The sequence below is a fragment of the Chryseobacterium gleum genome (assembly GCF_900636535.1).
In the GTDB taxonomy this organism is placed as follows: domain Bacteria; phylum Bacteroidota; class Bacteroidia; order Flavobacteriales; family Weeksellaceae; genus Chryseobacterium; species Chryseobacterium gleum.
Window position 1 is genome coordinate 5024518 of record NZ_LR134289.1, and the last position, 20117, is coordinate 5044634.

General features: G+C 33.3%; 22 protein-coding genes. 17 read left to right on the top strand and 5 right to left on the bottom strand.

The window, feature by feature from the left end; all coding sequences use genetic code 11:
* Nucleotides 1–99 precede the first annotated feature (99 nt).
* Genes EL165_RS23135 through EL165_RS23145 form a run of 3 tightly spaced genes read left to right on the top strand, consistent with a single transcriptional unit; the run spans nt 100 to nt 6945 of the window.
* On the top strand, nt 100–3111 hold the full coding sequence (locus tag EL165_RS23135) for a SusC/RagA family TonB-linked outer membrane protein (protein ID WP_002981181.1): 3012 nt from the start codon (nt 100–102) through the stop codon (nt 3109–3111).
* Nucleotides 3112–3121: 10 nt separating this feature from the next.
* A complete protein-coding gene (locus tag EL165_RS23140) occupies nt 3122–4510 on the top strand; it encodes a RagB/SusD family nutrient uptake outer membrane protein (protein WP_002981180.1) in 1389 nt (462 codons plus the stop codon).
* Complete coding sequence (locus EL165_RS23145; protein WP_002981179.1) at nt 4510–6945, top strand: alpha/beta hydrolase family protein; 2436 nt, start codon at nt 4510–4512, stop codon at nt 6943–6945. Before EL165_RS23140 ends, EL165_RS23145 begins: the two co-directional genes overlap by 1 nt.
* A gap of 35 nt (nt 6946–6980) precedes the next feature.
* On the opposite strand, the gene EL165_RS23150 is transcribed toward EL165_RS23145, so the two are convergent.
* The 3 genes from EL165_RS23150 to EL165_RS23160 all read right to left on the bottom strand — a co-directional run bounded on the left by EL165_RS23150 (nt 6981) and on the right by EL165_RS23160 (nt 9212).
* Entirely contained in the window at nt 6981–7259 is a 279-nt protein-coding gene (locus tag EL165_RS23150) for a DUF6520 family protein (RefSeq protein ID WP_002981178.1), read from the bottom strand.
* 46 nt (nt 7260–7305) lie between these two features.
* Entirely contained in the window at nt 7306–8790 is a 1485-nt protein-coding gene (locus EL165_RS23155; protein ID WP_002981177.1) for a MauE/DoxX family redox-associated membrane protein, read from the bottom strand.
* 200 nt (nt 8791–8990) lie between these two features.
* The gene (locus EL165_RS23160) at nt 8991–9212 is read right to left on the bottom strand and encodes a hypothetical protein (RefSeq protein ID WP_002981175.1); all 222 of its coding nucleotides are present in this window, start codon (nt 9210–9212) and stop codon (nt 8991–8993) included.
* Between the two features lie 386 nt (nt 9213–9598).
* Here EL165_RS23160 and EL165_RS23165 point away from each other — a divergent pair, with 386 nt between their 5' ends.
* The 9 genes from EL165_RS23165 to EL165_RS23205 all read left to right on the top strand — a co-directional run bounded on the left by EL165_RS23165 (nt 9599) and on the right by EL165_RS23205 (nt 16706).
* Complete coding sequence (locus EL165_RS23165) at nt 9599–11188, top strand: helix-turn-helix domain-containing protein (protein WP_225875512.1); 1590 nt, start codon at nt 9599–9601, stop codon at nt 11186–11188.
* Nucleotides 11189–11234: 46 nt separating this feature from the next.
* Complete coding sequence (locus EL165_RS23170; RefSeq protein ID WP_002981173.1) at nt 11235–12077, top strand: RteC domain-containing protein; 843 nt, start codon at nt 11235–11237, stop codon at nt 12075–12077.
* Nucleotides 12078–12317: 240 nt separating this feature from the next.
* Nucleotides 12318–12581, top strand: a complete 264-nt coding sequence (locus tag EL165_RS23175; protein ID WP_002981172.1) for a helix-turn-helix domain-containing protein — start codon at nt 12318–12320, stop codon at nt 12579–12581.
* Nucleotides 12582–12596: 15 nt separating this feature from the next.
* The gene (locus tag EL165_RS26045) at nt 12597–13151 is read left to right on the top strand and encodes a hypothetical protein (RefSeq protein ID WP_002981171.1); all 555 of its coding nucleotides are present in this window, start codon (nt 12597–12599) and stop codon (nt 13149–13151) included.
* Complete coding sequence (locus EL165_RS23185; RefSeq protein WP_002981170.1) at nt 13148–13399, top strand: DUF3853 family protein; 252 nt, start codon at nt 13148–13150, stop codon at nt 13397–13399. The genes EL165_RS26045 and EL165_RS23185 overlap by 4 nt, the downstream gene beginning before the upstream one ends.
* Nucleotide 13400: 1 nt before the next feature.
* The gene (locus tag EL165_RS23190) at nt 13401–14036 is read left to right on the top strand and encodes a helix-turn-helix domain-containing protein (protein ID WP_002981169.1); all 636 of its coding nucleotides are present in this window, start codon (nt 13401–13403) and stop codon (nt 14034–14036) included.
* A gap of 39 nt (nt 14037–14075) precedes the next feature.
* The gene (locus tag EL165_RS23195; protein ID WP_002981168.1) at nt 14076–14297 is read left to right on the top strand and encodes a hypothetical protein; all 222 of its coding nucleotides are present in this window, start codon (nt 14076–14078) and stop codon (nt 14295–14297) included.
* A gap of 59 nt (nt 14298–14356) precedes the next feature.
* Nucleotides 14357–15454, top strand: coding sequence for a hypothetical protein (locus EL165_RS23200; protein ID WP_002981167.1), 1098 nt, complete (start codon nt 14357–14359; stop codon nt 15452–15454).
* A 418-nt stretch (nt 15455–15872) separates the two neighbouring features.
* Nucleotides 15873–16706: a toprim domain-containing protein gene (locus EL165_RS23205; RefSeq protein WP_002981166.1), complete on the top strand. Its 834-nt coding sequence runs from the start codon at nt 15873–15875 to the stop codon at nt 16704–16706.
* Between the two features lie 55 nt (nt 16707–16761).
* On the opposite strand, the gene EL165_RS23210 is transcribed toward EL165_RS23205, so the two are convergent.
* Nucleotides 16762–17313 carry an AAA family ATPase gene (locus EL165_RS23210; RefSeq protein WP_002981165.1) on the bottom strand — a complete coding sequence of 184 codons (552 nt, stop codon included), beginning with the start codon at nt 17311–17313 and terminating at the stop codon, nt 16762–16764.
* Between the two features lie 67 nt (nt 17314–17380).
* Nucleotides 17381–17557 carry a histone H1 gene (locus EL165_RS23215; protein WP_002981164.1) on the bottom strand — a complete coding sequence of 59 codons (177 nt, stop codon included), beginning with the start codon at nt 17555–17557 and terminating at the stop codon, nt 17381–17383.
* A 664-nt stretch (nt 17558–18221) separates the two neighbouring features.
* Here EL165_RS23215 and EL165_RS23220 point away from each other — a divergent pair.
* Genes EL165_RS23220 through EL165_RS23240 form a run of 5 tightly spaced genes read left to right on the top strand, consistent with a single transcriptional unit; the run spans nt 18222 to nt 20111 of the window.
* Complete coding sequence (locus tag EL165_RS23220; RefSeq protein ID WP_002981163.1) at nt 18222–18620, top strand: single-stranded DNA-binding protein; 399 nt, start codon at nt 18222–18224, stop codon at nt 18618–18620.
* A 12-nt stretch (nt 18621–18632) separates the two neighbouring features.
* Complete coding sequence (locus EL165_RS23225) at nt 18633–18842, top strand: hypothetical protein (RefSeq protein WP_002981162.1); 210 nt, start codon at nt 18633–18635, stop codon at nt 18840–18842.
* A 16-nt stretch (nt 18843–18858) separates the two neighbouring features.
* On the top strand, nt 18859–19290 hold the full coding sequence (locus EL165_RS23230) for a hypothetical protein (RefSeq protein WP_002981161.1): 432 nt from the start codon (nt 18859–18861) through the stop codon (nt 19288–19290).
* 33 nt (nt 19291–19323) lie between these two features.
* The gene (locus tag EL165_RS23235; RefSeq protein ID WP_002981160.1) at nt 19324–19875 is read left to right on the top strand and encodes a PRTRC system protein E; all 552 of its coding nucleotides are present in this window, start codon (nt 19324–19326) and stop codon (nt 19873–19875) included.
* Nucleotides 19876–19892: 17 nt separating this feature from the next.
* Nucleotides 19893–20111: a PRTRC system protein C gene (locus EL165_RS23240; protein ID WP_002981159.1), complete on the top strand. Its 219-nt coding sequence runs from the start codon at nt 19893–19895 to the stop codon at nt 20109–20111.
* Nucleotides 20112–20117: the final 6 nt, after the last annotated feature.

The window sequence follows — 20117 nt, forward strand, 5'->3', positions numbered from 1 at the left end:
TCAGAAGAAAAAAGAAAAAGCCCCTTCCCATACAGTTTGGAGACCTAAGGGAAAGAGCTGAAATCAGTTATTAATTAAATTAAAAACCTTTACAAATCTATGAAAAAATCCTATTACAATATAGGAGGTATTTTCTTTGGCCTTATGCTGACAACAGTAAGTATCAATACACAGGCTCAAACACGCACCATTTCCGGTACCGTAACTTCGTCAGACAAACCACTTTCGGGAGTTGTCATTTCTCAGGAAGGAAGCGACCAAGTAACCATTACCGGCAATAACGGAACCTACCGAATGGAGGTTAATACAGAAAATCCCATCCTATTGTTCAGACATCCTGATTATGCAGAAGTAAAAATTACAGCAAATAATCAGACCGTCGTAAATGTCAGCTTAGAACAGAAAGTAAAGGGAATCGAAGAAGTTATTCTCAACGCAGGCTACTACAAGGTTAGAGACAGAGAAAGAACCGGTAGTATCGCCAAAGTTTCAGCAAAAGATATAGAGAATCAGCCAGTCACCAATGTTCTTTCAGCGGCGCAGGGTAGAATGGCAGGGGTTAACATTACTCAAAGCACAGGAGTTGCAGGTGGCGGTTATGATGTACAGATCAGAGGAAGAAACAGTCTCAGAACCCTATCCAATAGTCCTGTGGACGGAAATCAGCCTCTATATGTTTTAGACGGAGTGCCTATGGCCACATCAGTTACCTCAACATTTTCTGCACAGATCTTACCATTCAGAAATATCAACCCGTTGAATAGCATAAGTCCCAATGACATTGAAAGCCTGGAAATCTTAAAAGACGCTGATGCCACTGCTATTTATGGAAGCAGGGGAGCTAATGGTGTGATCTTAATTACAACTAAAAAAGGAATTAAGAATAAATCCAGTATCACGGTTAATTCAAGTCTGGCTTTCAGCAGTGTAGCATCAAGGATGAAAATGATGAATACCGCAGAATACATCCAGATGAGAAAATCTGCATTTGCCAATGACAATATTTTAATGTTGCCGGCTACGGCTTACGATATCAATGGTGCATGGGATCAATCCCGCTCTACCGATTGGCAGAAAGAATTAACAGGTAAAACAGCAACAACGTCGAATACCAATGTGGGACTATCGGGAGGCTCAGACGGATGGACTTACCGGATCAATGTTACCCATAATGAACAGACAACGGTTTACCCAGCTGATTATCAGTATAAGAATAATGTTTTATCAATGGGATTTACCCACAGATCGAAAGATAAAAAGCTGAATATTGCTCTTGCAAATAATTTTTCGCAGCAGTTCAATAATGTCATTAATGAAGATATGACCAATATCGGTTTGTCTTTGAGCCCCAATGCTCCTACGCTTTATAATGTTGATGGCTCATTGAATTGGCAAAATAACACCTTTACCAATCCCATAGCATCAACATTAGCTACTTATCAAAACGATACCAAGCAGATCAGCAACAGTTTAAATGTGTCTTATCAGCTTTTTCCAAACATTAATTTTAACATTAATTCAGGATTCAATTATCAGAATTTTGAAGAATTTAACCTGCGACCTCATACAAGGTATAATCCTGCCTTTAACTTTACGAGTTCAAATGGGTCAAGTACCTTCACGAGTTCATTTTCCTCATTTTCATATAACGTGGAACCACAGATTACCGGGGACTTTGTGTTGGGAAGAAATAAAGTCAGTGTTCTACTGGGAGCTACTGTTAATTCTTTGGAGTCAAAACAGTCTTCTATTCAGGGTTCAGGATTTGAAAGCAATGCATTAATGATGAATATTAATGCAGCAAAAACAAAAATATTCTCGGATATTATTTCCACAGATTATAAATATATTGCAGCCTTCGGAAGAATAAACTATCAATTTGACAGTAAGTATATTGTTAATCTTACCGCAAGAAGAGATGGTTCCAGCAGATTTGGACCCAATAATAGATTCGCCAACTTTGGAGCCATAGGAGCAGCCTGGTTATTTTCCAAAGAGAACTTTTTGGCAGACAGAAAATGGTTAAGTTTTGGGAAACTGAGAGGCAGTTACGGTATTGCAGGAAGTGATAATATTGGTGATGCTCAATTCAGAGACACCTATTCAGTAGCTTCATCAAGTATTTATAATGGAGTAGTAGGGCTTGTACCCACCAGGCTGTTCAATGGTAACTTTAGCTGGGAAAAAACAAAAAAGCTGGAATTTGCCCTTGAAACTTCATTTTTTTCTGATGCTATTGGAATGAATATCTCCTGGTTTAGAAACAGATCAGATAATCAACTCGTTGGACTTCCATTGCCGGCTACTACGGGCTTTACATCCGTTCAGGCTAACTTAGCGGCAACTGTTGAGAACAAAGGTTGGGAGTTTGAATTCAGAGCTACACCCATTAAAACCAACAATTTTACTTGGGAATCCAATTTCAATCTTACGATCCCCGAAAATCGTCTTCTAGCATTTCCTAATCTGGAAGGATCCACTTTTTCCAATCAGTATGTAGTAGGTTACAGCACATCTATTGTAAAACTGTACAATTTTACGGGCGTTAATCCACTAACGGGACTTTACTCATTTACAGATGTTAACGGAGACGGTAAAATCTCAGCCCCTGATGACAATAAAAGTATTGAAGATCTTTCAGTGAAATTTTATGGAGGGTTGTCTAACAGATTACGATATAAAAATTGGGATTTGTCCTTCTTATTCCAGTTTACAAAGCAGAGAAATTATAACTACCACAGCTATATGTCAGTTCCCGGAACGATGAATAATCAACCGCAGGTGGTTTCTGATGTATGGTCTGTGAATAATCCAAACGGTTATTACATGCCGTACACCACTGGTGTAAATGCAACAAAAAATGCTGCGCATACCAATTTTATGAGAAGTACAGCAGCTGTTGGCGATGCATCATTGATAAGGTTAAAAAATATCCAGCTTAATTACAGGCTGCCCCTTCAAAATTCTGTTATCTCTGAAGTGATGATTTATGTTCAGGGTCAAAATGTGATTATATGGACAAACTATTTCGGTCTTGATCCAGAGTTTGTTGCCACAGGATATTTACCACCCTTAAGAACATGGTCCATAGGAACTCAGATTAATTTTTAAAATTAAAAAAATGAAAAATAATATATTCAATACATTGAAAAGTGTTTCAATAAGCTTAGTCCTGTTGGGATCGATATCATGTGAACAGTTTATCAATACAGAACTTCCCTATAATCAAATTGGAAACACGGAAGTGTTTGCAGATGTCTCATCAGCCAATGCCGCCCTTGCAGGACTGTACGCCGAACTTTGGAGCAGCTCGATGATTTCAGGAGATGCGACAGGTGGAGCTGCTATTCTTGGAACGTATACGGATGATCTCAACTGTTATTCCCCATACGTTCAGAATGGTCTTGTTGATATTTACAACAATGTACAGATTCCAAGCAATACGATTATCTACAATTTTTGGTCGAGAGCATATAAACACATTTATTATGCAAACTCAATTATTAAAGGTGTAAGGGAATCAACCTCTATTTCACAGGCAAACAAAGATCGATTAATTGGAGAAGCTACGGTTATACGCTCGATTTTATATTTCAACTTGTCACAGATTTTTGATGACATTCCGTATACCGATACAACGGATTATGTTTACAACAGTCAATTAAAAAAGATGTCGAAGAGCCAACTTATGTCATATCTTGAAAATGATCTGAAAGGCAGCATTAGTATTCTGAATGACCAATATGCTAATCAGGAAAGAATCTACATCAATAAAAAAACGGCGGAGCTATTACTGGCAAAAGTTTTAATGATGGATGACAAATGGAGTGAAGCAGAAATTCTGTTATCCCAGATTATTCAATCACCGCTTTACACTTGGGAATCTGATTTAAGTAAGGTTTTTATTAAAACAGGAAAGCACATTTTGTGGCAGTTAAAGCCGGCGAACTCAACGGATGCGACAAAAGAATTTATCATGTTCAATTTTACAACAAGTCTGCCAACATCTTTTTCGCTGTCAGATGCTTTAGTCAATTCTTTTGAAACAGGAGATTTAAGAAAGCAGGCTTGGATAATTTCTACAGTAATCAATCAGAAAACCTATTTCCGTCCATTGAAGTATAAGAATCCTGTCAATGCCAATTCGACCGAAGACTCCGTCATCTTTAGAATTGAGGAAGTGTACCTTTTATATGCTGAATGCATGGCTCAACAGAATAAACTATCTGAAGCTAAAGCAGCTGTTGACAAAATCAGACAGCGAGCAGGACTTAGTCCTTTACCTTTTGGTCTTTCAAAAGATGGGCTCATTGATAAAATGATGGAAGAATCAAGACATGAGTTTTTTGCAGAAATGGGTCATCGATTCTATGATCTAAAAAGATTTAAAAAATTAACCTTGCTTCCTCTAACAAAACCCAGCTGGAAAACTTTTCACAGTGCTTTTCCTATTCCGGAAAAAGAACTGGTCATTAATCCAAATCTTAATCCACAAAATTTCGGGTACTGATGAAAACTTTTTTAATATTCGTATTGTTTTTCTTAATCCAGCAAGTATTTTCTCAGGAGAAAAGTGAAATGGCATCGAGAGAAAAATATGATAACTATGACATTAATCTGAAAGATACTTCATTAGACGGCAAGTGGCTGGCATTTTATAAAGTGTATGATGACAACAGTGATACTCTTGTGATCGTAAATCGGAACAATCCCGACAAGCAATATCAGAAAGTAAAAGTACAAGATCACAAGTGGAGTAACGACCGACTAGTGCTGAAGTATAATGACCATACAGAAGTTTTTGATTATAATAAAAATAAACAATGGGAATTACCTGCATGTAAAAGCTTTGGAATGATTCCTAAAGATCATTTATTGGCACTATACAGTTCTGACACAGTTAAGGTCTATGATTTGAAAAATGAACAGTTACTGGATAAGATAGGATTAGTTTCTAACGTTTTTTTTCATGATGATACAATTTGTATGCAAGTTAAAAATGGAACTGAGTATGACCTAGTTGACTTAAAAAATAATGGCATCGTATCTTTGTACAAAACACCTAATACTATATTTAGTGTAAAGTTTCTCAGAAATCATTCTTTACTAATTTTTGAAAAAAAAGATGGAAACATTCAAGACATTGTATATTATAATGGGTTTTCAAAAAAAACATTCAAGTTTGCGCAAGTACTAAAGCCTCAATTTAATTCTGCTACCGGATACCAAAGAAATGATGGAAGCATAATAATCACTACGGAAAAGACAAAGGTCAAAAGACAATCTTCTGATCCTGAAGTTTGGTTAACATCAGATAACAATCTTATACAGAAATTTAAAAATACTGTACCAGGTCAATTTCTTTGGCAACCAGAAGAAAAAAAGATTCTTAAGTTGGGAACTAAGAACCTAGAGAGAGTCGTAGATATCAATAATGACAACTATTTTTTGACGTTCAGCTTTTCCCAAATGCAGGATTATACGACAAAACAGGTTTCATCAAAAGTTTACAGATTTGATCAAAGAAACGAAGAATTTAAATATGTTGATACGATAAAAGAAATCGCTTTTTATTCGCCGGGTGGTCAGTATATAATTTATAAAAAAAATAAATTTTGGAAACTATTAAATATTAATACGTTACAGTATACAGAGATTAAAGATAACTCTTTTGCCAATGTCTATTTTACAAAAAATAACAAGATCATATTTGACGGATCGGAGGGACTTTGGGAATACGATATAAAAACAGATCATCTTAAACTCAGTTACAGAGATGAACCGGGAATTTACAAGATTCTTACCTATGACTATTCAGGCAATTTTCTAAATTATCTTTTAGAAATCAATTTTCGTAGTCGAGGGCTTAATGAGAATAGTTTTATGTTTGAAGTTTATGATCCATCTACGTTAGTGAAATCATTTTATGAGAAAACCAATACAAAATATTTACCTCTGATTAAAACTACCACTTCAAAACTGGTTTATCAGAAAACTGATATTTCAAAAAACAGTTACGTTTTTACAGAAGAAAACTATAATCTGCCTAAGCAATTGATCACTTTGAGCAGGTCAGAAAAAAAGAAGGTAGTTTATCAGTCAAATAGAGGGGATAAAGCACAAGCAGATTTTCGAATAGAAACCATTCATTATCAAAACAGTGAGCATGCTAATCTTAAAGGGACATTGCATTATCCTCTCAATTATATTCCATCTAAACGCTATCCATTGATCGTCCATGTGTATGAGATACAAAGTGACAAACGCAATGAATACCCGGTATTCTTGGAACAAAATATAACTGAAGGCTTTGATATCCGATCTCTTTTGGAACAAGGATATTTCGTTTATATGCCTGACATTGTTTTTGATAAACGGGGAACAGGCATATCGGCACTGGACTGCGTGAATAAATCTCTTGATGCAATAAGTGGTTACAATTCAATAGATTTTGATAAGATAGGGATGATTGGTCATTCGCACGGAGGTTACATCACCAATTTTGTTGCAACCCATTCAAATCGATTTGCAACCTACATAGCAGGTTCAGGATATAGTGATATTGTTCGCTCCTATTTTTCAATGAGTTTTCATTATATGAGTCCGCTTTATTGGCAGTATGAAAACGGACAATTTAATTTAAAAACTTCTTTTTTGGAAGATAAGGAACTTTATTTCCGCAATAATCCAGTTTATTATGTGGAAAATGTTTCAAGACCCATCTTGTTATGGACAGGAAAAAAAGATCTGAATGTTGAGTGGGGGCAATCGATGGAATTTTATATCGGGCTTAAGCGAAATAAAAAAGAGGCTACATTGCTCATATATCCAGAGGAAGGACATTATATAGCTTCCAGGTCGAGTTCGAAGGATCTTTTTCAAAAAACGATGGAATGGTTAGGACACCATTTGAAAGGAGAAGAAAAACCAGCATGGACAGAATAAAAATAAGAAGGATGCCGAAAGGCATCCTTCACTTTTTAATTTCTATATAATGTCTGTCCGCATTCCGTATCGCTGAGATATGACTGCATTACTTTTGGTGAACCGTTGACCAATTCGGTGCAAACTGTACCACCAATGACATCACAGTCAATTTCTCCAAATGGAATACATTTCTCAGCTGGAGCAGCTGGGTCAAAATGATAAGCAAAAATACTTGCTTTCTTCTCTGTTTTTGCTTTGTTTGTAGCAAAAGCACTTCCGACACCAAACACTAAGATGGCTACGGGAATCATGATTGTTTTAAGATTTCTCATAATAATTGTATTAAGATGTGCCTACGATTAAAACAGGTTTTCGGCTTTACCTGTGAAATTGCTCAAGTATCGGTTGCGCAAAATGATATTTGACAATTTCATTTCCAATGAGGATATATAAGTACTCACCAGCGATAAACATGTCCTTTACTTTCTCACCATGGCGATTGGGTACCAGAAAGCTCCCGGAATAATATTGCTGATTAATCTTATAAAGGTCAATAATGCTCGACTTATTCCACTGCATGGTTCCATCATGGACAGCTTTGGAATTTGAATTGACAAACAATAAATTATTGGTGACAAAAGCATTTTTTACACTTTGCTGAAGGGGATTCTTAATTTTCGTTGAACCGTCAGGAAGTTTTACGGTTTCGGTTTTCTGCTCTTTTTGAAAACCAATCATTTTTAATCTGTTACTATTTCTACTTTTTGCATGATCAAAAGCAACAAACTCATTTTTGTAGTAATATAAATACACTGACATTTTTGTCTGCAGGTCAGAAAGTAAAAGACCATCATTGTCAATATATCCTGCTTCATCAGTTCCCAGAAGATCATATTCCAATTTAACAATGTTGTTTTGATAATAACCCAATACGAAATTTTTGAATTTTGAGCTTTGTGATCTAAATAAATAGTTTTCTTCCGAAAGAACATTTAACTGATCAAAAAACATCTCATTTTCAGTCACTTTATGTAACGGGTCATTATTTGAAATCGTTCCCTTAAAAATCACTGGAACAGTGCCGTCATAGATATAATAAAAGGGAGCTTTCCATGCTATTTTCAGACTTTTAAATTGATATGATTTAGTTTCTAAAGGTATTCGATACTTTGAGAAACCGCTCAGATCTTTTTTTACAACAGTAATATTTAAAGGTGCGGTTGTGTTGCCGAGGTAAAGATTATGAGAATCATCTCCCATAAAATAAAAAGAATTATAATCAATATTGAGATGAGTTTCTTCTTCTACTGCATGCGGTATGTATCTTCTTGTGAAATTATTATTTTTTCTTATTTGTTTTTCAGACTGAAGATATAAAAGGCTAACAGACAGTGAGCTGATGAAGATTACCACTACAGGTCTTGAAATAAACTTAATTGCCTTCTGACCTTGGTGTCTTTCAGCCAGTACAATGGCAAAACCTGCAATAATTACACATATCCCATTAAAGATTAAATGGGATTTCCATCCCATATTTTCCAAAATTCCACCACAGGAGCACGGAACAAACTCACTATACTCGAGAATTAGGTAAATATACATCGTAAAAGCAGACATCAGTCCAAGCGAAAAGTATAAGCCTAAAATTCTTTTTGCAGGAATCATTAGAAAAAACACCGCTATAAATTCTATAACTATTGTAAAATAGGATATGCTTCCAGCATAGACGCTAAGCAGAGGAGACTGGGCAATCTGTGACTGAAAGTTTTCAAAATCCAGTACTTTACTCACACTTGCATAAATAAAAAGGATGGCAAAAAAATACGAAACAGCAGTAATACAATAAATTTGAAAATTTTTCATGATATATAGTTTTTTTGATTACTGTTCAGTCAAAAGTTTCCATCGAACTTTATGACCGCAATAATCCGGCATAAGCTCGCCTTTAAAAAGGGCAATGGTTGTTTTAAAATTCCCCATACTTTCCCAAATGCCACTCGCCGGACATGGTAAGCCTGTTGCAATTGATATATAGGTATGAGGAATCATAGGTTGTAAATTGATTAATTGCTTGGCTTTATTCTCCAATTATCTCCATCTCTTACTGGGGGATCAGGATCTATTATTTGTTGTACTGTTTTTGCAGAATCATATCTCATCTGTAGATTAGTTTTTATTTCAAATTTTTCATTATTAGTTGAGATGATATCTTCATCTCTCTGGACACAGCTTTGAGATAAAACTGATCCAATCATTATGCTCAAAAATGGGATAAACTTTTTCATTTTATAAATTTTTGTTGATTATCCCGACGTCGGATTATGTAGAATTCTGAAGCCAAAGTTATCTGGCAAGTGCCTAGAAAAAAACTACATTACGGTACTATTTTAAAATAGTGACGTCACTATTTTAGAATAGTACCATGTGATTTTTAATGATAATGTATTATTAATCAGACTTATGTACGTTTTGCGTTTAAAATGCTTGTAAACTGCTAAAATAGATAGTGTTTATAGGCAAATTGCGTAATTTTGGAATGGTGAGGCTCTAATAATAGCATATGAAAAAGTTAAATTACTTTCTCGTCTTCATTTTTGCATTTTCTCAACACATATTTTCACAGCAAAAAAAAGAGAGAACCTTCTGGGAAATCAGAAAAAATTATCAAAAAATGACCATTGACGACATTCGCGCAATGCCATACGTTAAGGACTATATTCAAAAATCTAAGAGACAGAATAACTTGCCAAAACTCATCCAAGGATATAGGGACGGTAGGCAATTTGATTTTGCTAACAAAATGAAATATGCCGACAGCGCGTTGGCGGCAAGTATTAAATATAAAAACAACGATGATATTAGCAAAGATTACTTAAGCAAAGGAATCATTTATTACTTCTATCAAAAAAAATATAAACTGGCTTTGAATGAATATTTAATGGCATATAAATATTCAAAGGATTCAAAAGATGAGTACCATTATTATAAAGTTTTATATCATCTTGGAATAGTTAAAGAACATTTAGGTTATTATGACGAGGCTTTAGAACATTTTTCAAATTGCGCAGAGTTCTACAGCACCAAAATGAACAGTAAAATGCACGAGAATATACTTTTCAACTATAAAAAAGCTTATTATAACTCACTGCATCAGATGACAATAGTAAACCGATATCTGAAAAATTTTTTGAAAAGCGACAGTTTAATCGATCTCGGATATCATCTGACAAGAAATGATGGTGATTTTCTTATTGAAAATAGTTACTTTCTTAAGTGTAGGGGAATTTCAAAATTTCATAAAAAGGATTATTCGGGAGCAAAATTAGATTTAGAGCAGGCACTTCCGATATTGTTGCAAAGAAATGATTTTGCATGGACCTCGGTAATTTATTATTATCTTGGAAAGATATCAGAAGTAAGAAACCAGTTACCCAATGCTATAAAATATTATGGCGCAATCGATTCAATATTCGAAAAACAACAATTTATATTTCCTGAGATTTACAGGGGTTACAATTATCTAATTAGCTATTATAAGGATAAGGATCTTAATAAGCAGCTTTATTACACAAATCAGCTTTTAAAAGCTGACAGTTTGGTTACAAAAGATTATCCTTATTTATCAAATAAGTTGCATAAGGATTACGACCGAAATACTCTAATACAAGAAAAAGAAAATATTGAGACAACTGGACGAAATAATATGTTGTTTGCAAATATTCTTATTGTAACGGGATCACTTGCATTTACAATTCTTTCCTACAAATATATAAAAGACCAAAAAATAAAAAAGCAGTATGATTTACTTCAAAAGAGAATTGCTGAAGGTAACAATGTGCTTTTGGACAAAAAAGTAGATGAAGCAGATGATAATTTGTTAAAAAAGAGTTTACTCACTCCTGAATTGTCCCATGAAATTAGAATAAAGTTGGACAAGTTTGAGAAGGAACTCCAATTTACCAAGCGTTTAACTCAAAATAGCTTAGCCGCTAAACTCAATACTAATTCACGATATTTATCGGCTTATATTAATGAGAATAAAGGTGTAAATTTTAATAAGTATATTGCTGGATTACGGATTAATTATATTACAACTTTATTAAACAGTAATAATAAATACTTAAATTTTACAATAGAGGCTTTAGCAGAGGAGTGCGGTATTGTGGCTAGACAAAACTTTTCAAAGCTTTTCTTCGAGATTAATGGGATTCGTCCAGCGGATTACATAAAAAAGCGAAAACAAGAGCTCGGTTTAAGTTGAAAATGGCTCCAGTAAACGTTTTTTTGTAAATTTCTAGAAAAAGGACATGGTAACAAATACTATTTTTAGAGAAATTACTCAATTACATGATGAGTTAGAATCAGAGATTAATAAAGTTTATAAAGAAGATAATGATGTTGTCAAACTCGCTGAAAAATCTTTGATTCTCATTGATAACGCTGTGCGAAAAGTTAAAGGAATGATTTCATCCCATCATTTTGATACAATTGCTCAAGAAATACATTTTTTCAAGAAAATAAAACCGCAGTTTATTTCAAAATTTATTTATCATTCAACAATCCTTGATATTGAATCTCATAAGCCTAATGCAGGCATTAAAATTATTAAAGAATATTATGAAGCTGAGCAAGAAAAGTTAAAAAATTTTTATACTGAACAATCCGAATTTTACAGTTATTATCGTCGTGATGCCACCTATTTGGATCACAAGATATTTGTGAGGAATTCTTATGATTTAAAAATGAAGCTATCTTTTGGCTTTTACAATTTCGATACAAGTTTTACAACATCTCACGATCATCTAGTAGCAAGATTTATTGCCAATCAGCTATTTGATGAATATTTGAAAGAGTCAATAGCAAATTTAAGTGAAAACCGCAGCAATAAAATTTTATCACCACTAGTATGGTCTGCATCGAAAGTGAGTCTAACTGAATTACTATTTGCCTTACATCTAAGTAATTGTTTTAATTCGGGTCACACCGAACTATCGGAAATTTTTAGATGGGCAGAGAAATCATTTGATATTAGTTTAGGTAACTATCATAAAACTTTAGGTGAAATAAGACTAAGAAAAAATGATCGGTCAAAATTTCTGAATTTACTCCGACAAAATCTTAATCAGTATCTGGATGATTTAGATATCTAAGTAATTTTTCGGTAGTACGACAAACTACCGAAAAATACCCTAACACAAATAATCAGAGAATTTGTAAATATTTTTGGGAAAATATCCGCTTAATTACGGAAGTTATATGTTATACACCTATTGCTTGGAAAGTTTGAACAACTTTTTTATATAAAAAAAATCTTTCGGTAGTACCGAGAAACTACCGAAAGATATTTTGCGTGATTTTGAAATTTTGTCAAATAAAACAATTTTAAAACTATGGCAATATCCATTATCACCAAAGAAGACCTTCAGCAGTTTAAAGTTGAATTGCTGGAAGCTATCAAAGAACTATTACAAGGTAATACTACAGAACAAAAGTTGTGGCTTCGCACCTCTGAGGTCAAGAAGATGCTTAATATTTCTTCAGGCACATTACAGAACTTAAGAATTAATGGAACACTATCTTACAGTAAGGTAGGAGGGACATTATACTACAATTACAAGGATATTGAGAAACTACTGAAAGATTTCAAACATTAATTGGTAGTAATAATTATGGAGAAATCTAAAAATATCATCAGTTTCTTAGGCTCTTTTATTCAGGATAGCCGGATGTATCCTTCACATCTCAGCTTATATGTTTCAATTTTCCAATTGTGGAGTTCAACCAAATTTCAAAATCCCTTTCGTGTTTGTCGCGAAGAGTTAATGAAGCTAAGTAAAATTAAATCTTTTGCAACCTACCATAAATGTATTAGGGAGATACATAATGCAGGATTTATTAATTATTCGCCGAGCTATAATTCTTACGAAGGAAGCTCGATTGAAATTATTGATTTTGAAAGTGTAGATAAGAACAAAAATGAATTAAGCTTGGAAGAAAAAGCCTTGCAAGAGGAAATATTTAATTTTTCTGTACCAGCGCTATATGAGATTGAAATGTATTTCAATGAGCGGGATATAGTATCTGAAGAAGCGTGTCAATTTTATTCATTGTATCAATCTAAGGATTGGAGTTTGACAAATGATAAACCAATGAAATGCTGGAAATCAGCTGCAAGAAATTGGATTTCGAAAATGAAAAACAGCAATCAAAACCAGAACCTATGAAAGAAATAAATCTTAAAACTCCAATGTGGAAATTAACTGTTGGAGAGTTTTTAGAAATTTCAAAAGACTTCATATTTCAACAAAAATACGAATATGGATTAAAGGGATTGGCAAAAATTCTGGGATGTTCCATTTCAAAAGCTTCTGAAATAAAATCATCTGGAATATTGGATGAAGCCATTATCCAAAAGGGTAATATAATCATTATTGACATTGAGAAAGCTTTGGAGCTTTTCGCCCAGAAGTAATATGTATTACCTTGAATTAATACAACGATTTTGGGATTTTAATAAGATTGTCAAAATAAGTCCTACTGAGATTGCTTTGTATTTGTACTTGCTTAAAATTGGTTATGAAAAAGACCGCTATGATTTTAAAATCTCTGATGTGGAATTAGCAAGAGAGTTGGGTCTGACGAGAGTTACCATAAAAGCGTCAAAAGATAAGCTCAAAAATAGAGGACTAATACAATTTCAGACCAGCAATGGGCTTCCTTGCTACTATCGTTTACTTTTAGATTATTCTTTTGAGATTAAACCGGAAAAAGAAGGTATAAAAAAAGATTCTGATACGGAAAACTTACAAAAAAGAGCAATTCTAGAAATCCCTCAAATCATTGACAACTTAGCCAATGAAAGTACCATCATCCCTTCTTGGGAAGAATTTATCAGTTATGCAAAGACGTTGCAAAGCTATGATTCGCCAATGGATTTTTCCATTGAAAAAAAATATAAAATCTGGGTTGATAAAGGATGGAAAAATGCATTTAATCGTCCAATCAGTAATTGGAAAGCAACACTAAAAAGTACACTGCCCTATATGAATAATTCAAGTGAAGATAATCCAATTTCATTAAAAGATATTCCAAATATAAAGCGCCCCTAACTCAGAATTAAAAATCATTAAATCAAATTTCAAAAAGTAATGGGTAAAAAAGAAATTACAATATCCGATTTAAAACTTGGACAAAAGGTTATTATTAATGGTATGCTTGCAGAATATAAAGGCATCCAAAAAGTACGAATTCTCAATTTGGGTAAGGCTGACAAAAGAGTTTTTAAAGCAGAAGGAGTTAATATTTTTAAATATTACAGCTTAGCTGATGGCTCGAAAACGCTTAAAAGTGAAAAAATTAAATTGATTTAGTCCTTCCAAGCAATTTGAAATATAATTAGATTAAATCTTACAATATCTTAAACAATAGAATGGCTAATCCAGATAAGGATTTTCGATTAATCCGTAACAAATTTGAAGTTAAGAATGAATTCAGTCAGGAAAGAATAAGAATAGGAAATCGTTTTGTAGATGACTTTATTTTCGATGACAACGAGGCTGCAGATATTCCAATTAATGCTTTGCGTGTTATTTTCAATATTATTTCTATAATCAGTAATGAACAATTTCGTCCGCAAGACCGACCTAAACAATTATCGCTTTTTGATGAAGAGTTTGAGACGGACAACAATATTTTTGCGTCCATTAGAATCAGAAACAGTAAAATTTCACCAAGTGGTTCAACACAACAAGTCGTTGATGCATATGAGTTTCTTGCACGATTCAAAATGGGTTGGTATAAATCTTTGAACTCAAAAGGAAAAGAAATTAAAACTTTCGGTGGATTGATTTCTACACCCAGTTATGACAAACGTGGTTATACTACATTTTTAGTCAGCAGTTATTGGCTTAAGAAACTGTTGGTCATTCCTGAATACAACTACATTTTATATAATTTGGTCTACAACGTAAGAAACAACAAACATATTATTTTCGCCATCTGGCTTTCAAAAATACCTGAAAGTGGAACAGTTCTAAAGTTATCGACTTTGAACAAAAAATTTGGACTTAACTATAAAACAGCCAATGATTTCTGTTTTAAGTTTCTAAAGCTTGCAAGAATTAGCTTGGATATACACAATAGTTTATCTTTCAACTACCAATACAAAGGGGATTCTATCTTTATATTTCCTTACAAAGCTAAAATTACTTCAGATGTTTTGATGTCCGAAGACTTACAAAAAACACCTGAAATCACTAAAAGGTTAAGCTATTTCCGGAAAAGATTTGGCTTACAGGAAAATGAAATGAAACAATTCTTTCATCAATACAGAAATATTCCCCAGACCCGAATATTGATAGAAAAAGCTTTTAAAAGATTCATCAAAATCTGCAGATTGAAAAAAATACAGTCTGTCATATTTCAAGGGATAGCTTTTTTACAAGAAATTCAGAAGCTGGTTATACAAATATATCAGGAGAGTAGAACCGGAAAATTAATTCCAAATGGTTACCCGATAATATTGTGAATTCGGAATTGCGCTCATTCGGATTTCGGAATTGCGGTAGCTGGAGTTAAAGAAATCTTAAAAAATGATAGCTTCAGTCATTGTTTTCGGAATTGCGCTCATTTCATTTTTTCTAATAGAGTTAAAATTATTGGTTATCATTAAAATCGCGAATAATTGAGAGAATCTATAAACAATTAAAAAAGGCATTTCGGAATTGCACTCATTCCAAAATCTGGTTTTTTTCGGATTTGTGCTCATTTCAGTTTCGGAATTGCACTTATTTTAAATTCGGAATTGCACTCATTCGAAAAATAATGGAAATCCTTTGTGGTAATACGATATGGCGATTTACTAAAAGTATATTAAAAGTAGATAAAAGTTTTTTTTTATCTAAAAGGAAAATGAAGATGAAAAATTTGCTTTAAAAAGAAAAAAAATGAATTGCGAAGAAATTAAACAAAAAATAGGAATCAGAACTGTTCTGGAATCGTTCAACTTATTTCCGTCCAAAGAAAACCGAAGAACGGCTTTTTACTTTGCAATTGACAGAGAGGAGAGGACACCCAGTTTATCTGTTGATTTTGTGAAAAATAGAGCATTTGATTTCGGGACTGGCAAAAGCTATGATGTGATTTCAATTGTGCAGCAAATTAATCAATGTTCTGTTTCTGATGCTTTGAAATACTTGGCAAGGTTTGGCTTTTCTGTCCAGAATGATATTCAGAAAGTTGATTCTAATCAAGAATTGGAATACGAAATCTTAAAAACGAGTGAAATTAGGCACTTTGCATTAGTTCAGTATTTAACATCACGAAGAGTTTATGAGCAAAAGGATTTGGTCAGAGAGATTCATTACAAAATGAATGGAAAAAAGTATTTTGGAATAGGCTTTTTAAATGACTCTGGTGGTTTCGAAATACGAAACAAATATTCTAAAATCTGTTTGAGTAAGAAAGATGTTACATTAATAAAAACTCAAAATAATAACTTTGATGAAATTGCAATCTTTGAAGGCTTTTTCGATTACCTTACTTACAGAAATATGGAAAAAGAACAAAGCTCAGATTATCTGATTCTCAATTCTACATCAATGCTTTTTAAAGTTGAAAACGAATTGAAGAAGTATAATAAAATCTCACTGTTTTTAGATAATGACTCCAATGGAAAATCTGTCAAGTCTAAAATTGAAAAACGATACAAAAATGTAGAAGACTGTTCCGTGATTTATGAGTCGTATAATGATTTGAACGAGTGGTACTGCAACATTTAGAGGGTGTTTTTTATTTAAATATTACGAGAAAAAATGATGGAGAAATAAAATTATTTCAAATATTACTGAAAATGAATTCGCATCTTTTGTCGATATTTTCCTTAGGAACTTCAATAACTTTATAACCAAATTTTGTATAAGTCTGTTTCATTAAATCAAAAGTATATACTGCCTCTTTCCAAGTTTGTTTTCTTTCATTATCTGTTTCGTAGATGTCTAACCAAGGTGGCAGGATAAATACTTTTTGATTATATGGATTTGAGCGTACAACAGCCACTATCTCATCGGATACAGGAATATTCTCCATTTCCATATAACAGATTGCACCCAAAATTCCTCTATCAAAGAAAACTGTTTTATCCAAAACTTCGCTTGTTACTTTTTGATAAGTTTTTAAAGAAGCCTCAAACATCAACTCCGCATATAAAATTTTATTCTTCCACGGCAGTCCTTCACCATTAATCTGCATCTGTTGTTTAATAATTTGGCGGGCATCTTCAGGAATGACACGTTTTCCCTTAATTTCAAGTGCATTTAGTAAAGTTGTCTTTCCAGCTCCAGGTCCGCCGGTAATAACAAATAGATGTTGGGATTTATTTTTGAGCATAGATTTTTATTTTGGTATTCAAAAACAAATCCCAACTGAAAAGCTGGGATTTATTTTTTATCAATTATTATTTCTTAGATTCTTCAACAGAGATTTTTCTAAAGTCTTTAAATAATTTACTTAGTTCCAAAGCAGATTTTCTTGCTCTAGTTCCAGCTGCTTTGTTTCCTTTTTCAACTTGTTGGTTTGCTTCTGTAGTGAACGCCTCAAATTCTGCGTTGATTTTTTCGATAAGTTCTTTCATAATGTATGTTTATATATTTAATAAGACCGCAAATATAAATTTTTATTCCTTTTTATAAGCACTTTTAAGCCTATTTGCAAATTTTTTATAGAATGATAAATCATCAAACTATTTGAATTTCATTTTACAAAAGTCAGAATGTGAAAAACGATTTTTTTCTAATGGATTTTCCTTTGTTTTTCGTTGACAAAAACTTCATTGAACCAATTCATAACTGTGGTTTGTGCTTTTTACTATTGCAAATGTAGGATAGCATCATTCACTCAAAAAAATCTTTTTGGGTTTCTACAAAAATTCTTTCCACTTCATTCCAATAATTTTTCCAGACACTCCTAAATCCTTCGGACAAAAAGATTTCAAGCCCGATTCACCACTGTAATCCATTACGGGAAGTGAATCGGGTTTTGTGTGCCTGATGCTTTCCTATAATCATAGGCAAAGAAAAAGCCGGAACCTCAGTTATACTAATCAATTCAACTCAAGACGCTCTTTGACATCAACGAAAAAACAAATAGAAAAACAACAAAATATACTGTTTTTCAAAACTTAAATATAAAAAAGAGAGCCGAGTGTCCTCGATACCAAATCAAATCACTCAAGATTTTAATCATTAATAAAATAAATAATTATCAACGAAATCATTAACAAAATAAATCGAAACATTATGAACACAATTATCGGTAGAGTTACCAAAAACGCAGAAATCAACATCTTAAAAAACGACAAGCAAGTTGTGAATTTTTCAATAGCCATCAATGACAGCTACAAAAATAGACAAGGAGAAAAGGTGGAGCAGACCACTTATTATAATTGCGCATATTGGCAAAGTCCTAATGTCGCAAAATCTTTAACTAAGGGAACTTTGGTTGAACTATCAGGCAGAACGAGTTCAAATGCGTGGATAGGTAAGGATGGAGAGATAAGGTCTGGATTAAACTTCCATACTTCAAATATAAAGTTTCACGGAGGAGGAAAACGAGAAGATGTACAAAACTTTGTGACAGAAAAAGCGCAAGACAAAAAAACATTTGCGGAAGATACAGACGACGATCTACCATTCTAATTAGTGAAATTTATGGAAGCACAATTTAATTTTCAGATAAAGCAGAAAAAAGACAAACGAGGATGGGAAGACATAGAAGTTTATTATCTCACCGAATGTGACAGAACTACAGCAGTACGATATGCAAGAAAGATTTCCAAGATCTTTAAATCAGAAATCCGATTAACACAAGGGGCAGAACCTCTTAAAGTAAGTGGAACTTATATCTACGAAACCAATTAACAAGAAAAATTAGAAAATGAAAAAATCAATCAAACCAACCGAATATTTTTTAATAAAAGCAAAGAGCGAATGGGACGACTGTGATTTTGCAATTATACATATCACCGAAGAATGGAAAAAAATCCAAAAGAAAAGATTGGAAGTTGTGAAAATTGTGAAAAATGATTCTGATTTGAAATGGCTCAACTATGAAGATGTCAAAGTTGAGTTTTTCAAATTCTCTAAAGAAAACTACCCTCAAATTGAAGAATGGCTTTCAGAAAAAAATCAATTTTTCGTCGAATTGGAAAAAGATGATTTGAAACAACTTTTACAACCCGAACACGATTTGCACAACCGTCAAATGCAAGTTTTTAAGAGCGGAAATGCCATCTACAACGCATTCGGAAAACACACAAGCGAAGAATTTTTTACAGAAGAATTTTCATTGGAGGAATTCACAAAATAATTTATAGATTCAAAATTTCACATCATAAGAATTATGCAGACCAATTTTTTCAGACATATAGCAAAAATGGACTTAACAGGAGATTTGCAAATCACACTTCGTCCAACGACTGAAAATTGCTTTGTTCTTTCCATACTGCTCAGTAATGAGCAGTGTGGAGACGAAGCAAGGAAATTGATTCCACCTCTCAATCTTCGTGGTACAGCAGAGGAACTCGATAACGGTTTTTTTGAACAAATAACGACACCATTGCAAACCGCTTCTGGATTGATGGTGGATATGGAAGCTTTTATGAAGCAACTTGAAGAAGTTAAAAAGAAATCGGCAATGGAAAAGGAAAAGACGGACAAGGAAAAAAAGGAAAAAGATACCAAAGAAAAAAAGTATAAAGAAGCATTGCAAAAAGCCGAAGAACTTGAAAAAGAGGGAAAATATAAAGATGCTTGGACAGCACTTCCAAAAGCATCAGATTATCCCGACTTCGCCGAAGTTATCCGCGGTAAACAAGACGAGTACTCCAAATTTCTTGCCCCCAATCTTTTTACTGAAAGCAATGACAACAATGTACCAACTGAAACTACCTAACCTTAAAAATCTTAAAAATGTTACTTGCAACACTATTAGAACGAGTTTTTGTTTTGAAACACAATGGACACGAAATAAAACTTACAGACCCCGAACCTAAATGGAGTGTAGAAGCTGTGATGAATTTTTACGCTAATACTTACCCAATATTAACCACTGCAAAAGTTTCAGCACCGCAGATTAAAGATGATACTATACAGTACAAATTTGAAAGTGTAATGGGGACTAAGGGATAGATAAAT

What these genes read in the sequence shown, in the direction of transcription:
- EL165_RS23220 (WP_002981163.1), top strand. Translation starts at nt 18,222, where the DNA reads ATGAACACAATTATCGGTAGAGTTACCAAAAACGCAGAAATCAACATC.
- EL165_RS23235 (WP_002981160.1), top strand. Translation starts at nt 19,324, where the DNA reads ATGCAGACCAATTTTTTCAGACATATAGCAAAAATGGACTTAACAGGA.
- EL165_RS23200 (WP_002981167.1), top strand. Translation starts at nt 14,357, where the DNA reads ATGGCTAATCCAGATAAGGATTTTCGATTAATCCGTAACAAATTTGAA.
- EL165_RS23145 (WP_002981179.1), top strand. Translation starts at nt 4,510, where the DNA reads ATGAAAACTTTTTTAATATTCGTATTGTTTTTCTTAATCCAGCAAGTA.
- EL165_RS23210 (WP_002981165.1), bottom strand. Translation starts at nt 17,313, where the DNA reads ATGCTCAAAAATAAATCCCAACATCTATTTGTTATTACCGGCGGACCT.
- EL165_RS23150 (WP_002981178.1), bottom strand. Translation starts at nt 7,259, where the DNA reads ATGAGAAATCTTAAAACAATCATGATTCCCGTAGCCATCTTAGTGTTT.
- EL165_RS23140 (WP_002981180.1), top strand. Translation starts at nt 3,122, where the DNA reads ATGAAAAATAATATATTCAATACATTGAAAAGTGTTTCAATAAGCTTA.
- EL165_RS23155 (WP_002981177.1), bottom strand. Translation starts at nt 8,790, where the DNA reads ATGAAAAATTTTCAAATTTATTGTATTACTGCTGTTTCGTATTTTTTT.
- EL165_RS23190 (WP_002981169.1), top strand. Translation starts at nt 13,401, where the DNA reads ATGTATTACCTTGAATTAATACAACGATTTTGGGATTTTAATAAGATT.
- EL165_RS23225 (WP_002981162.1), top strand. Translation starts at nt 18,633, where the DNA reads ATGGAAGCACAATTTAATTTTCAGATAAAGCAGAAAAAAGACAAACGA.
- EL165_RS23135 (WP_002981181.1), top strand. Translation starts at nt 100, where the DNA reads ATGAAAAAATCCTATTACAATATAGGAGGTATTTTCTTTGGCCTTATG.
- EL165_RS23175 (WP_002981172.1), top strand. Translation starts at nt 12,318, where the DNA reads ATGGCAATATCCATTATCACCAAAGAAGACCTTCAGCAGTTTAAAGTT.
- EL165_RS23240 (WP_002981159.1), top strand. Translation starts at nt 19,893, where the DNA reads ATGTTACTTGCAACACTATTAGAACGAGTTTTTGTTTTGAAACACAAT.
- EL165_RS23215 (WP_002981164.1), bottom strand. Translation starts at nt 17,557, where the DNA reads ATGAAAGAACTTATCGAAAAAATCAACGCAGAATTTGAGGCGTTCACT.
- EL165_RS23205 (WP_002981166.1), top strand. Translation starts at nt 15,873, where the DNA reads ATGAATTGCGAAGAAATTAAACAAAAAATAGGAATCAGAACTGTTCTG.
- EL165_RS23185 (WP_002981170.1), top strand. Translation starts at nt 13,148, where the DNA reads ATGAAAGAAATAAATCTTAAAACTCCAATGTGGAAATTAACTGTTGGA.
- EL165_RS23230 (WP_002981161.1), top strand. Translation starts at nt 18,859, where the DNA reads ATGAAAAAATCAATCAAACCAACCGAATATTTTTTAATAAAAGCAAAG.
- EL165_RS23195 (WP_002981168.1), top strand. Translation starts at nt 14,076, where the DNA reads ATGGGTAAAAAAGAAATTACAATATCCGATTTAAAACTTGGACAAAAG.
- EL165_RS23165 (WP_225875512.1), top strand. Translation starts at nt 9,599, where the DNA reads ATGACCATTGACGACATTCGCGCAATGCCATACGTTAAGGACTATATT.
- EL165_RS23160 (WP_002981175.1), bottom strand. Translation starts at nt 9,212, where the DNA reads ATGAAAAAGTTTATCCCATTTTTGAGCATAATGATTGGATCAGTTTTA.
- EL165_RS26045 (WP_002981171.1), top strand. Translation starts at nt 12,597, where the DNA reads ATGGAGAAATCTAAAAATATCATCAGTTTCTTAGGCTCTTTTATTCAG.
- EL165_RS23170 (WP_002981173.1), top strand. Translation starts at nt 11,235, where the DNA reads ATGGTAACAAATACTATTTTTAGAGAAATTACTCAATTACATGATGAG.